Source organism: Paraburkholderia caffeinilytica (genome assembly GCF_003368325.1).
GTDB lineage: Bacteria > Pseudomonadota > Gammaproteobacteria > Burkholderiales > Burkholderiaceae > Paraburkholderia > Paraburkholderia caffeinilytica.
Genome location: NZ_CP031466.1, coordinates 385,952 through 400,470 on the forward strand (window position 1 = coordinate 385,952; position 14,519 = coordinate 400,470).

A 14,519-nucleotide genomic window follows, 5' to 3' on the forward strand; every position below is an offset into this window, starting at 1 on the left:
GGTGTGATCCTGAGAAATTGATTTCGTCGTGGTCGTAGCACTCGAGCGGGAAGACCTGCGCGACGGTTATCCGTTTCCTTTCCCGGCTGATTCAGAAATCGCTTGCGTTGATAGCGCGCGAAGTGAATCTGAACGCATATCGTATGTGTGTCTTGTTCGGTATAGAAGACTGCGCACGGTGGTTTTCGTGTTGCCGGAAAAGCAACAGACAGCGGGGGCTCGCATGAATCTTCTGGCATGGAGTGTGATCAAACAGGCCGCACGTGTATTTCCTGAGCGCGTTGCACGCTGACACGCCGGTCAAGGAACGCGTGCGGTTCGCTGCGTTGCGATTGGAACGAGCCGTAGCCCCGATGGCAGCCTCAAGGGCTTTCACCCAGTGGACAGTGCCGCCTTTTTGCCACACACGCGATCTGCGGACACTAGTCTGCACGCGCGCCCGGACATTCCAACGTCGGCGCAAGCCCCAACTGCAGGAGGTCCTCGCGCCGCGTGGCAATCACGATAGAAAGGCTGGATGGGCGGGCACGGTGAATTGAACAACCGCGCCGCTGGGTTGGTTTGCGCTCGCCCACAAACGACCGCCATGCGCGTCGATGATTGAACGGCAGATCGACAACCCCATCCCCAAACCCGTGGGCTTCGTGGTGTAGAAGGGGGCGAAGACGCTCTCGGTAGTGTGCGGAGCAAAGCCTGGTCCCCAATCGCGTACTGTCACGAGCACGCAGTTCGAATCGGCTATCCCCGTGCCGATAAGCAATTGTCGTACGCCATCGCTGACACCGCTCATCGCCTCGATCGCGTTGACGATCAGGTTGAGGAGCACTTGTTGCAATTCGACACGGTCTCCTTCAATGAACGGCAAACCTTCGGCGAATTGAGTTTGCACAGAGGTGCCACTCTTTGTGGCTTCGCTACGGGTAAGCTCGATCACCTCGCGGATCGCTTCGTTGATGTCCACCGGTTCCTTCCGCGGCGGCGTCTTCCTGATCAGCCCACGGATCCGCCCGAGCACGTCTCCCGCCCGATTGGCGTCCTTGATGATGCGGCTGAGCACCTGCCCGACCTCGTCGATGTCAGGAGGTTGTGCGCCCAACCACCGCAGCGCAGCCTGGGCGTTGGTCACCGTCGCGGCGATTGGCTGATTGACTTCGTGAGCGATCGAGGCGGTGAGCTGTCCCATGGTGGCCACGCGGTTCGCGTGCGCCAGCGCCGTCTGCACCTCGCGATAGCGCCGCTCGCTCTCGTGGACCTTTTCCTCCGCCTGCTTGCGCTCGGTCAGATCGAGCACGAAGGCGACGCCTTCCTTCCGGCTCGCCTCGAAAGTGGCCGCGCCGACCATGACAGGCACACGGCTGCCATCCTTTCTGATGTACTCCTTCTCGAAGGGCTGCGCGCGCCCCGTCCGCATGGCCTCTGCGAGGGCTTGTTCATCGCCTTGATGCAATTCCGGCGGCGTCAGATTCCTCCAGCGTACGCGGCCGGAGACAAGATCGTCCCGCTCGTATCCCACCATGTGAAGAAACGCGTCATTGGCCTCGAGAATGTCTCCGCTGGCATTCCAGACAATGATTCCGATGATGTTGGCGTCGACGAGACGCCGGATCTTCGCTTCACGTTCTGCGAGGTCGCGATACAAACGGGCATTTTCCAGCGAAATTGCTGCCTGCGAGGCCAGCAGCTTCAGTACGGCGATCCGGGCCGGGCTGAACACGCGGGCTGCCAGATTGTTTTCGAGGTAGAGCGCGCCCGTGAGCTTCGCCTGATTCACCAGGGGCATGCACAGAATGGAACGGCCGCCATGCGCACGGATATAGGGATCTGCAGAAAACGACGACTCAGCTGCGGCATCGTCGATGAAGATGCTCTCCCCGGTGCGCAAGACATGGTAGACGATCGACTCCGGCAGCATCGCCGAGCTCACCGGCACATCGCGCAACTGCAACTGGGTCGCGTCACCGCCTGTCGTCGCTTCTGCGGCTATCCGTTGTTCGCCGCCGTCCGACAGAACCAGCAGACCTCGTTCCGCGCCCGCCTGTTCAATTGCCGTACGCATGATCATGTCGATCAGCTTTTCCAGAACGATGTCGCCCGAGGCGGCCTTCGACACCTTGATCACCGTCGCGAGGTCGAGGTGTTCGACGGACGTTGCGATCGTGGTCGTCGGCCCGGGCGTGGGCTCTTCCGTCGCCAGGTACGGATACCGCTCCTCGAGTTGCTTTACTTTTCCGTCTGCCCCCCAACGCAGGTAGCCGTAGCGGGCGTCCTGCAAATACACACGGGCAATTTTCTCGAGACCGCGTGCCGCGTAAAAGCGGGACGCGAGTTCGTTGGCGAGCGCCTCGTTATGGACAAAGCCGCTTTCCTGCGCCGAGCGGATGGCCTGCTCGTAGAACTGCTCGGCGTCGATCACGCGGCCTTCGATGCGGGCAATCTCGGCGCTGACCAGTGCGGCGCGGTTCTCGAAATTGTCCGGGCAATTCTCCGCCCAGATCTTCAGTTGCCTGTGATGCGCCGCTACAGCGTCCAGGTGCTGTGGGTGCTCGCCGACCGGGACGGAGTCGCACAACGCGGCGTGGGCCAGCGCACCGTAAAAGTGATATTCGGCTTCCTCAAAAAACGAGGATGAGGTCCAGAGCAGGGGTTGCGCCTTCGATGCGGCATCCATGGCAACCGAATAGTCGCCTGCAAGATAGCGTGCCTGTAATTTCCGGATCCAGTACCAACACGCAGCGATCGCCAGTTCCGGAGTCTTTGAAAAACGGCGCTCGATCCGAAGTTCATCAAGCCGCTCATCGTCAAGGCAGCCAAATTGAGGCGTGAGTCCCCGGAGAGTCCGGATCAGCGAGCGTTGCGTGGTGATGATGTCAATGACAAGACCGAACCGCGCCTTCTCGGCGAACGCGAGGCCATTTTCGGCTTCGCCTTGCACCTCAGGCAGCGGCTCGCCGGCGAAGAGGAGGTCCGAGTTCAGATTGTTGCACGCGTAGGCCCCGGACGGGAGGTCCCCGACGCGGTTCGCCGCTTCGAACGCGCGGCGCAGCAGATCACGGCAAGCCCGCACGTGTTTCATCCAGCGCACGACGAAAGCGGAAAAGCAGGCGTACGTTCTAGCTTCAAGATGTTTTAGCCCGCGTCGCTCGACCAGTTCGTAGCCGAGCTGTCCGAGTCGGAATCCGGTCGGGTAGTCGCCGAAACGCGGTCCGGCTATCTTGCCGAGCATGACATAGGAGAAACAGGACGCATCACAGTTGCCACGTTCGAGGCTGAGACTGACCGCCTTGCAGCTCATGAGGGCAGCCAGGTTCGCATCGGTATACAAGGCTGGTGAGAAACCCTTGCTCAGAACACCGGCAGTCCCGAGGGATGCCGGATCGTCCATCGGCGGCAAGTCGATGAGTTCCTCGATGGTCCGGCCTGCAAGCAGCGACCCGATGCGATCGTACTCGCGCCGCACCTCCTCGTCGGTCGGATGGGGCGGCCACTCGATGCCGACACGCCGGAGGAAGGCGAGACAAACAGCGATCGCGCGGTCGCTTTGATCGAGGGTCGTGCAGACATCGATGTGCAGGCTCGCGACGAGGGCTTGTTCGAGCGTTGTCGTGGCGCGATTCGACAGCGCCGTGACGCGCTCGTCTGCGACCGATAACTGCCCGGTCAAAAATTCGCATTCGGCCCGATTCAGTTCCAGCGCGAAGATCTGTTCATGCCGGCGCTCCCAGCAATCGTCGTTCAATAGTTCCGCACCGGTGGCGAGATAGGTGAGCGCCGAGGCATAGGCTATCGACGCCTTGGCGCGCTGGCCGGCGAGCAGATTGAAACTCGCCAGTTGCTCCCGTTCGTCCTGCCTGGTGATCAGCGCGGCGCCGCGATTGAGCTGACCCACGATCTCGAAGATCGCCTCCTCCCGCTTTTCCGGCGGAGTCTGTGCAGCGAGCAGCCGCCCGATCCGCAAATGGGCCTCGGCGCGCGAGGCTTCGGGGATCAGCGAATAGGCGGCTTCCTGAATCCGGTCGTGAACAAACGCGCAGGATCCCTCCAGGCGCTCGACCAGCTCCTGACGGAGCGCCTCCCACAACGCCGCGTGGAGCTGCGCCTCCGGGATGCCGAGAACGGTCGAAAGATTCGTGATCCCGGCGACGTTGCCGAGACAGGCAAGCTGCTGCAACGCCTGCTGCGTCTCAGCCGGCAGGCGGGTCAGCTTGCCAACCATCAGGTCCACGACATTGTCGGTGTAACCCTTGGCGCGAATGCGATCGAGATCCCAGGACCAGCACGCCGCGTCATGGTCGAAGTGGAACAGGCCCTCCTCGGCAAGCGAGTAGAGAAACTGAATCACGAAGAACGGATTGCCGGCGGTTTTGTCATGCACCAGTTGAGCCAGGGGCTCGATGCGTTCCGGCTCTCTGTGAAGCGCATCCGCGATCAACTGTCTGACATGCGTGCTGGCCAGCGGCGCCAGTGCAATTTCATCGATCTTGACGCCCGCGTTCCTGATGGCCTTAAGCTTGACCGCTAGCGGATGCGCGGCTTCGACCTCGTTGTCGCGATAGGCGCCGATCAGCATCAGGTACTGCACGTCCGCCTGGGCCAATAGATCTTCGAGCAGGTCGAGTGTCGCCGCGTCGAGCCACTGCAGATCGTCGAGAAAGAGCGCAAGTGGATGTTCCGCCCGGGCAAATACGCTGATGAATCGGCGGAACACGAGCTGGAAACGGCTTTGCGCCTGCTGCGGTTCAAGCTCCGGGATCGGCGGCTGGTCACCGACAATAAGCTTCAGTTCAGGGATGAGGTCGGTCATGAGCCGCGCATTCGGGCCCAGCGCCTCCAGAAACTCACCGCGCCAGATCGCCAGCTCAGCGTCGCTCTTGCCGAGCAGCGGCCGTACCAGGCTTTGAATAGCCTGCACCAGCGTCGAATAGGGAATGTCTCGCTTGTACTGGTCGAACTTGCCGGATGCGAAGAGCCCCCGCGGCGGCACCAGCACCTTGTGCAGTTCATTGACGACTGAGGATTTGCCGATGCCGGAATAGCCGGAGATGAGTACCAGCTCCGGCGCGCCGCTGCTGACGATCCGGTCGAACGCGGCGACCATGGTGTCGACTTCGCGCTCCCGCCCGTACAGCTTCTCGGGAATCTGCAACCGGTCAGGCGTGTCGTGTTCGGCCTGTGGGAATGCCTCGACGTGGCGCTGACGCTGCCAGTCGGCCAGGCAGTGCTGCAGATCATGCTCGACACCGGCGGCGGTCTGGTAGCGCTCCTCGGCCGTCTTGGCGAGCAGCCTCATGATGATGTGGGAGACCGCAGCAGGGACGGTCTCCACCCGTGCGCTGGGCGGCACCGGCCTTCTGGCGATATGGCAGTGTACCCATTCCATGGGGTCGGTGGCCGTAAATGGCAGCACGCCGGTCAGCATCTGGTAGAGCGTGACGCCGAACGCATAGAGGTCGCTGCGCGAATCGATCGAGCGATTCATCCGGCCAGTCTGCTCGGGCGCCATGTAGGCGAGGGTGCCGGCGATGGTCTCGGGCGGCCCGGGCGCCTGTCGCTCGCGTAGTAGCCGCGAGGCGAGACCGAATCCGGTGAGCCGCGCCTGTGTGTCGGCGCAGTTCACGAGGATATGAGTGGGCTTGAGATCCTTATGGACAAGGCCGCGCTGGTGGAGCTTGCCCAACGCCGCGGCAATGCTCACGGCAAGCGGTAAAAAAATTCCCATTTCCATGGGTGCGCCGAGCAGCCGTGCAAGCGGCTCACCGCCGGGGTCCTCGAGCACCAGCAGGGTCTGGCCGCCTTCGCGCACCAGTTCCAGCGGCCGCACCGCCCATGCGTCATCGAGTTCGTCTTTCAGGCCGAACTCGTGAGTGAGGCGATCGAGGCTGGCCGGTAGTGGATGTTCGGCGGCGGGCCGCACGAGCAGGATGTTTTGGCCGTCGCCCTTGCCCGGGCGACGCCCGCGGCAGAAAACGCGCTCGCCATCGTCCCACAAGGTCTGGAGTTGGTTACCCATTGGCGCCGGAAACAAATGTAGGCTTTCATCTGCCGCACACTGCTACCCGACATTGGTCTGGACGCTACATCCGTCCGCATGATCGGCGCGGGGTACGCTCCGAAATCGATTTACAGCATGGCATCTCATCGATTACCAAAGCTGCAGGTGCAGGAATTCCGGCATGATACACCTCGGTGACCGAGGCGCCATTCGGTGTGGCTGGATTCACGCCGCCATCTTACCCGCCGAAGTCTCGGTGTCATCCGCGTTGAACACGCTCAGGTCATTCAGATCGAGCGCCCGAATCTCTTCCGTCATGAAATCGACAAACACGCGAATGCGTGACGGCAAGTGTTGTCGGCAAAGATAGCAGATGTAGTGGCCCCGGTCGTCCGGCACATACTGCCTTAGCGCCATGACAAGCTCATTGCGTGCAATGTAATCGCATATCTGATATCCGGGCATCTGGGCGATTCCACGACCATCCAGGACTGCCGTCAACACCAGGTCTGCGTCGTTGAAAGTCAATCTGGCGGCCGGCAGATACTTTCGCAAATGGCCTTCTACCTTGAACTCCCACTCGAAGACGCGACCGCTGGAGAACCTGAAGTTGATACAGTCATGCTGCCCCAGCTCTTCGAACGTCGATGGCAGTCCCCGCTCTTCGGCGTAGGCGCGGGATGCGCAGAGTACCATCTGCATGGGAATCAACTGCTTGGCAATGATGCTGGAGTCCTCGATGCACCCGTCGCGAAACGCGACATCGATCTGTTCCGCAGCGAAATCCGCTGGCCTGTCATCCAGACGCAGGTCGACGGCGATATCGGGGTAGGCCCTGGAGAACCGGGAAAGCAGCGGGGCAACCACCTTGCGTCCAAATCCAACCGTCGAACTGATGCGAAGCAAGCCGCGAGGCGGACCTTCGCGGAGATCCAGCATGTCGTTCATTGCCTCGACGATATGGGTCACACCCTGATTGCAGTTCTCAAAGAACCTCTCGCCCTCCTGCGTCAGGCTTGTTGTCCTTGTGGTTCGGAGAAACAGGCGCGTGCTTAACTGCATTTCAAGCTTCTGAACATTTCGACAGACAGCCGAGCGTCCAACCCCCAATCGTTCCCCGGCTTTGGCGAAGCTTCCCTCCGTAGCGACCGCCATGAACGCGATGATCCCCGCGTAACTCGTCGCGAAACAGGTAGACAAGGCGTCAGCGCTACTGGGCAAACCCACGCGAAGGCCGCGCTGCAATGTATCCGATTGATCCATTGATGTCTCCCGCTTCCTTCACCGTGTTCGTTTGGGCTTTGCGTTGCACCCGTTATTGCAGGCAAATACGGTGCAGATCCACTGCTCGCCGATACACGTTTCTGCCGGGCCACCTATGAACGCGTACTCGTCGCATGCATTTCCACCGATCAGGGTCCGGTTGTGCAGTCTGTTGAACATGGCTTTTCCCTTCAGGAATGGTCGTCACGCCTCGCGGGGTTGCGAGCGCTCCGGCCATGAGACAAGGGTAGGCGCGCGGTCGTCACAAAACCATTCTACGGACGGGTAGCGCTGCCTCTACATAGGCTTCGAACACTCATACAAACGTATAGCCCGCGGGATAGGGACACCCGCTGCAAGGTGTCGGCGAGCTTCAGGCACGGATCGTCCGACATGCAATGGATAAGCCAGTCTCGCAACTCCACACAGAGCATTTGTCTGTGTCATGCGTGTGACGATCCGAATGTTGAGCGATCCCGTCACACGGTTCGATGCCCGGTACGCAGTCATATTGAAGTATGAGGCTGCCGTCGCAGCGGACCCACACGCCGCACCTGGTCTCGACGACCATCGAGCAGGATCGGGCGATGTGCTTGCGGCGCCTTAACACGTTTGTATGATTCTCGGTCATCGGTACGAGAATTACGCTGAGTATCGTAGAAGTGCGCGGTGGCATTCTTGCAGAGCGTGGCGGTGTTTTGACTATGTGCACTCCCTATTCTAAAAGTCGAGGCTGGTCTTGTGTTCAGCTCAGATAGTTTCAATTGTCGACGACGACGAGGCCGTCCGCCTTGCGATGGGGACGCTCGTGCGATCGTTCGGTAGGCATACACGCCTGTTCGCGTCGGCGGAGGAATTTCTGCAATCCGGCTACATAGCGCAGACGTCATGCCTGATCTCCGACGTCATGATGCCAGGCATGTCGGGGGTCGAGATGCGCGACCGCCTACTGGCACTCGGCTATGCGCCGCCGACGATATTCATCACGGCATTTCCGGCGGCCGACCTGAACGCGAAGGCCATGACGAATGGCGCACTGGCTGTACTCGACAAGCCGGTTGATGCCAGCACCTTTGCGCATTGGCTCAGCGTCGCGCTGGATCTGCCGTAGCGGATCGACGACAGGCCGGAACAGCGCTCCCGAAGTCGTCTTTCAAGACGACTTCGGGGGCTGTGGATTGACGCCCAGCGATTCTGATTTTCTGACGAGATCAGCGACGGATCGTGCTGCCATCTTTTTCATGGCCTGGCCCCGGTGAATCTTCACGGTGATCTCACTGAGATTCATCTCGGCGGCAATCTGCTTGTTCATCAGTCCGGCCACGACGAACCCCATGACTTCCCGCTCGCGCGGTGTCAGCGATTCGTATGCGGCACGAACCGCCGCGGTCGATTGTTCGGCCGCGAGGCGCTCACTGTCGCGCGCCAACGCATTGGTAACCGCATCCAGCATGTCCTGGTCGCGAAACGGCTTCGCGAAGAAATCGACTGCCCCGGCTTTCATCGCCTTGACCGTCATGGCGATATCGCCATGCCCTGTCATGAAGACGATCGGCATATGCACGCCGCTCTTCGCAATCTGTTCCTGAACGGCAAGGCCGCTTTCGCCGCGCAGCCTGACATCGAGAACCAGGCAACTCGGGGAGTCGCCCTTCGGGAACGCGAGAAAGTCCCGCGACGATTCGAATGTCTCCACCCGTAGCCCGACTGAGCGCAGCAGACCGCCGAGGGCGAAGCGAATCGACTCGTCGTCGTCGACCACATAGACCACGGGCTCCTTGCGGGTGCCTGAGCCTTGGGACGATGTCGAATGCGACCCCAAACTCATCTCTCCTCCTTTCTCGCGACCGGCGGTGCACGCGACGGCGTCGCGTCCGATGATGCCGGCCATGCTACCACGTACAAAACAACGAGCCGGCCCGGGTGAATCCGTCCTTTGTACCGATGTCCATCCATGCCCCTTTACGCGGCCATCGGCCACGTGCTCACGAGTGTTTCTGCACTGCCATGCGTTTCGTCTGGCGATTGCACGTCGCACCGGTGTTCTTCCTGGCTATTCGAGCGGCGACTTCGGACTGGCAGCGGATCCTCATGCGCAAAGAGATATTCGTTGATTGTTGTCGTCGGGGCAACATGGTGAGTTCGCTCGCGGGGCTACTGGCCCTCGATGTCCGAGTCTACGATCCACCCTGACGGTGCCGCGCAAGCGATGTCCGTGTTGTCGATTGAGCTTGCGGCCACCATCGTTCTCCGAGTCCGGGAACCATGCTCAGTCATCCCGGAGCTCGCCGCTGAACAAAGCAGGCACCTGTTGCTATGAGTTCGGTGCTTATCGTCGACTTCGTAACTTTCCAACCGAAGGCAATAATCATGTCGCAGAAAATCTTGATAGTGGGTGCCGGCTTCGCTGGAGTGTGGGGCGCACTAGGCGCAGCTCGCGTGCTCGATGGTGCCGGTGTAAGGAGCAGTGACGTTGAAATCACCTTGATCTCCCCGAAACCGGAATTGCAGATCCGTCCGCGGCTATACGAAAGCGAGCCGCAGCGGATGGCCGCACCGCTGCGTCCGCTGCTGGACGCCGTGGGCGTGAATTTTCTGGAAGGCAATGTCGAAGCGATATCCGTTCATGACAAGACGGTGAATGTCGTATCAGCCAACGGGTCAACGCGTTCGCTCGCCTATGATCGCTTGCTGTTGACCAGTGGCAGCAGGTTGAACAAGCCACCGGTTCCGGGTCTGGCGGAGTACGCATTCTCGGTCGATCGCATTGAGGACGCGGTAGCGCTCGACAATCACTTCGCAGAGCTGGTGAAATTGCCGGATTCGCCGGCACGCAACACGGTCGCAGTTGTCGGATGTGGCTTTACCGGTATCGAGGTCGCAACTGAATTGCCTAAGCGAATGCGCGAGCTGTTTGGCGCTGACGCGGCGGTTCGTGTCGTCGTGATCGGATCGCAGAACGACATTGGTCCGGATCTCGGCCCCAATCCTCGGCCGTATGTATCTGAAGCCTTTGACTCGCTGGGCGTCGAGGCCGTACTTGGATCTGGCGTGGTGTCGGTCGATGCGGGCGGGGTTCATACTGCGTCGGGCGCCCGGATCGAAGCCATGACCGTGATCTGGGCCGGTGGAATGCGTGCCAGCTCACTGACCGCGCAAGTTTCCTCGCATCTTGACCCACTGGGACGCGTCGAGGTGACGCCTGATCTTCGTGTGGCCGAAGCGCCCGATGTGTTTGTAGCGGGTGATGTGGCGCGAGCCCGGAGCGACGATGACGGGCACTATGCATTGATGTCCTGTCAACACGCTATCGTGATGGGGCAATTCGGCGGGCACAACGTGGCTGCAGACCTGATCGGTGTGCCGACGCTGGAATACAGACAGCCGTTCTATGCGACTTGCCTCGACCTTGGCGAATGGGGGGCCGTTTACTCGGAAGGCTGGGATCGACAGATCAAACTGACGCACGCCGAAGGAAAGGCGCGCAAACAGATGATCAACACGCAGTGGATCTACCCGCCCGCGCCGAACCGTACCGAAGCGTTGGCAGCGGGCAACCCGCAGGCTTCCGTCGGCTAACCGGCAGGCATCACCAAAGCTGTTGCGGTGAGCAGGGTGGGGCAGCCATGTGTGGCGACGGTGGCAATGAACGTCTTCAACAGACGATCACACGCCACCGCCGCTCGCGGGGTGTTGGGTCAGCTAACAACGTCAGCCAACAGCGTCAGCCAACGACGGTCACGATATTGACGGTCCCTTGTCTGGCCATCTTTGCATACGGGCACAAGCGCTCGGCAGCTCGAACCATCTCTTCCGCTACGCGTCGGTCAACGCCAGGCATCCGGACCCGGACGTCGATGACCAATGCATAGCCTCCGTCCATGGGATCACGGCCAAACGAAACCTGCACCTCCACAACAGCCTCGCTGATCTCCATGGCGGCGCGTTTCCCGAGCAGGTTCAGTGCGCCGTGAAAGCACGCCGCAAAGCCCGCCGCGAACAGCTGCTCGGGATTGGTCCCGTTACCGGGTCCACCGAACTCAGCGGGCAGCCGCAGTTCAACAACAAGATTTCCGTCGTCTGAACGAGCCACTCCAGATGCGCGGCCGTGTCCCGTCTCGCCGCCCGAAACGGTGACAGTCGTTGTGTACAGTGGATGAAAATCCCGGCCTCGATATCGGTCGAGGAGGGAAAGCGGGGGGGCTTGCAGCTTGTTGTTGTCCATGGGGCACTCTCGAGGTCCGTGATGCGCGTTCCGATTCCTGGTTAGCCTACGAGGCAACGCCGCTTCAATGGTAGATGGGCGCAGAGGGTGACGGTAGGGTCGTACAGGTACACATGGTGTTTCCAGTTTGGCGACAATCTAAATAGTCAGATAAAACCGGAGCGCCTCGTCGAAACTGTTGATTCCCATGCAGATGGTACTCCGCGCATCCCGTGCCTATGCGGAAAAGCATGGACGGCCATCGACACTGGAAGAGCCCGATCAGCACGACGGTATCGACTTCAGGTTCTTTAGCGGCCGGCTGACTTCGGGCGCAGTATCGTGGCGATACCTATTGGTGTCTACGAGACAACAGTGAGTGTTGTGACGCGTATCTACCAAGGTAGGGGCTCGGCGCCTAGTATTCCCGACATGGCATCGCGATCGACTCGACTGAGTTGGCCGGTCGTTGAGGTCGTTAGTGGAGAGCGTCATGTTTCGTCTCGGACCCCTGTCGGTGTTTGCAGGCTGGATCATGTTATCTGCGGTCAGTGTCGGGCTTGCAATTGCGGTCTCGTTCAGCGGTATTTTCTGAAGTCTGATATCCGCCTCCCAGTTCGCGATTTTCCGTAACCAGGGAGGCATGAGAACTGAAACATGCGGCTCGTAAAGCGGACATCCAGCTGAATTGGCAGTCCGCATGAGTGTGCTTGATGGCGACCGCACCGCTCGATCTTCCTGGCTGCCCATTTGTCGGCGGCGGGTGAATGTAAATCCACTGTGATGAGGTGGTCACTGTTCCTGAGGAGAGCTTCCTCGGAAGGACTTGCTTTGCCTTCGGCCCGCAGGCGGGTGATTGGCTCTTCGGTGTGTTGATGAACGAGGTCCGCCGGTGGTACTGAACTCATCGCGGATATGACATGGGTGGCTCGTCATGGAAACTCCTTATGTTGATTGGCTCGCAACTTCGCGGGCGTTGACCACCGCAGGATGCGCTATCGCAATTGGCGCCCATCTTATTAGTGAACGGGACGGCTATACACACCACGGAATTTATGCGGGGAATGGACAAGTTATTCACTATGGCGGCTTTCATCATTCCTCGAAACGGCGCCCCATTGAATATATTCCATTGCACGGATTTGCAGCAGGAAAAGGCATAAAAATTCAATCTGAACCCGACGCCATTTATACCGGGACCGATGCCGTGGAGAGAGCCAGGTCCCGCCTCGGCGAAGACCAATATCAGTTGCTGACCAATAACTGCGAACACTTCTGCACCTGGTGTGTATCAGGCGTCGGGCGGAGTGAGCAGGTGCGCCGGTGCTTAAGGAATCCGTGGACAGGTATCAAGATGTTGTTTGCGCTTGCGAGGGGAGAGTGCATGCCCTCCGTGACCGCGCGAAGCCGAATCGCCGGGACATTCGCGGCTTAGATTGCGCTGCGTGACGCCGAGGTCGCACCGAATATGCACCGTGATTCTCTACGAAGAACTCTTTTACTCAACGATCTGATAGGCCAGAAAATGAGCATTCAGTCACACACCGGACAGCGCGCATCACGCGTGCCGAAGCTGGGTGTCTCGGCGATGTTGGCGGCGGTGCTGTCGGCGTGCGTGAACTACGCCGGCATCCACAGCGACGCGAAAACGGCCGACCCACAACAGTATGCGACGCAGCAGAGCCTTCCCGCCGAACAGGGTCATTGGCCCGGCGCCAACTGGGCCGACCAGTTCGGCGACGCGCAACTCAAGACGCTGATCGACGAAGCGTTAAAAGGCAACCCGACACTCGACCAGGCACGTGCTCGCGTTGCGGCTGCATCGGCATACAGCGAAACGGCGAGGGCGAGCACGATGCCGCGCGTCGACGCGAGCTATTCGCTCACACGTCAACAGTTCTCGAATACAACATTCATGCCGCCTCCATTTGGCGGCTCGTGGCAGACGGAGAACAAGGGCCTGCTGGGCGTCTCCTATGATCTCGATCTGTGGGGCAAGAACCGCGAAGCGCTGAAGGCGGCAATCTCGCGGCTTCAGGCAAGCCAGGCCGACGCGGAAGTCGTCAAGCTGACGCTGACCACGTTGATTGCCCGCACGTACAACCAGCTTGCGCGTCTGTATGCGTTGCGCGATATCGCACAACAGGAAATCACGCAGCGCGAGCAGATCGACCGTATCACGGCGGGCCGAATCGCAGCGGGCCTGGAAACGGAAGTCGAACGCAAGACCGCGCAGGCCAATCTTGCAACGAGCCGCGCTGCGCTGAAATCGTTCGACGGACAGATCATCACGACGCGCTATCAGATCGCCGCGCTGCTCGGCGCGGGTCCCGACCGCGGCCTGCGGATCGCACGCCCGGCGCTTGGCACGGGTGACGAAGTGCGTCTGCCCGACAACCTGCCCGCCGATCTCGTCAGCCGTCGCCCGGAGATCGTCGCTGCGCGCTGGCGCGTCGACGCGATGACGCACGACGTGAAGGAAGCGAAGGCCGAGTTCTATCCCGACATCAACCTGAGCGCCGCAATCGGGCTCGACGCTTTCGGCTTTGGCCGCTTTCTGACGGCGGCGAGCCGCACGGCATCGGTCGGTCCGGCAATCCACTTGCCGATCTTCGACGCAGGTGAACTGCGTGCGCAACTGAAGGGCCGCTATGCCGACTTCGACTATGCCGTCGCGACCTACAACCAGGCGCTCGTGACAGCGTTGAGCGAAGTCGCAACGCAACTCGCCGACGTGCGTTCGACGGATGCGCAGCTTGTCGATGCGCAGACCGCACAAGAAGCCGCTGGCAAAGCCGCCGAACTCGCGCTTGTGCAATACAAGGCCGGTCTCACGAATCAACTGACCGTGTTGAACGCCGACGTCAACGCGCTTTCCGCCAATCAGAGCGTCGCGAATTTGCGCATGAACCGCGTCGATCAGCAGATTGCACTGGCTGCCGCGCTGGGCGGCGGTTTCGTCGACACGTCGGACGCAAACGCCGGAGCCGCGCCGCGCGCCGATGCGTCCGCACCCAACACGCCTGTCGTCGCCGCGCGCTGAGCGGCTGCCTACCGAATCTG

8 protein-coding genes are annotated in these 14,519 nt (G+C 60.6%); 4 read left to right on the top strand and 4 right to left on the bottom strand.

What is annotated here, in order from left to right; all coding sequences use genetic code 11:
* Window positions 1-499 precede the first annotated feature (499 nt).
* Window positions 500-6,007: a trifunctional serine/threonine-protein kinase/ATP-binding protein/sensor histidine kinase gene (locus tag DSC91_RS01825; RefSeq protein WP_115776558.1), complete on the bottom strand. Its 5,508-nt coding sequence runs from the start codon at window positions 6,005-6,007 to the stop codon at window positions 500-502.
* 207 nt (window positions 6,008-6,214) lie between these two features.
* On the bottom strand, window positions 6,215-7,252 hold the full coding sequence (locus DSC91_RS01830) for a LysR family transcriptional regulator (protein WP_115776559.1): 1,038 nt from the start codon (window positions 7,250-7,252) through the stop codon (window positions 6,215-6,217).
* A gap of 808 nt (window positions 7,253-8,060) precedes the next feature.
* Here DSC91_RS01830 and DSC91_RS01835 point away from each other — a divergent pair.
* Complete coding sequence (locus DSC91_RS01835; RefSeq protein ID WP_308422882.1) at window positions 8,061-8,363, top strand: response regulator transcription factor; 303 nt, start codon at window positions 8,061-8,063, stop codon at window positions 8,361-8,363.
* 42 nt (window positions 8,364-8,405) lie between these two features.
* On the opposite strand, the gene DSC91_RS01840 is transcribed toward DSC91_RS01835, so the two are convergent.
* Window positions 8,406-9,080, bottom strand: coding sequence for a response regulator transcription factor (locus DSC91_RS01840; RefSeq protein ID WP_115776561.1), 675 nt, complete (start codon window positions 9,078-9,080; stop codon window positions 8,406-8,408).
* 542 nt (window positions 9,081-9,622) lie between these two features.
* Here DSC91_RS01840 and DSC91_RS01845 point away from each other — a divergent pair.
* On the top strand, window positions 9,623-10,831 hold the full coding sequence (locus DSC91_RS01845) for an NAD(P)/FAD-dependent oxidoreductase (RefSeq protein WP_115779643.1): 1,209 nt from the start codon (window positions 9,623-9,625) through the stop codon (window positions 10,829-10,831).
* Window positions 10,832-10,976: 145 nt separating this feature from the next.
* Here the strand turns inward: DSC91_RS01845 and DSC91_RS01850 are convergent, their stop codons facing one another.
* Window positions 10,977-11,477 carry an Ohr family peroxiredoxin gene (locus DSC91_RS01850; protein ID WP_115776562.1) on the bottom strand — a complete coding sequence of 167 codons (501 nt, stop codon included), beginning with the start codon at window positions 11,475-11,477 and terminating at the stop codon, window positions 10,977-10,979.
* A 913-nt stretch (window positions 11,478-12,390) separates the two neighbouring features.
* Here DSC91_RS01850 and DSC91_RS01855 point away from each other — a divergent pair.
* Window positions 12,391-12,891, top strand: coding sequence for a lecithin retinol acyltransferase family protein (locus DSC91_RS01855; RefSeq protein ID WP_115776563.1), 501 nt, complete (start codon window positions 12,391-12,393; stop codon window positions 12,889-12,891).
* A 90-nt stretch (window positions 12,892-12,981) separates the two neighbouring features.
* Complete coding sequence (locus DSC91_RS01860) at window positions 12,982-14,499, top strand: efflux transporter outer membrane subunit (protein WP_115776564.1); 1,518 nt, start codon at window positions 12,982-12,984, stop codon at window positions 14,497-14,499.
* Window positions 14,500-14,519 lie beyond the last annotated feature (20 nt).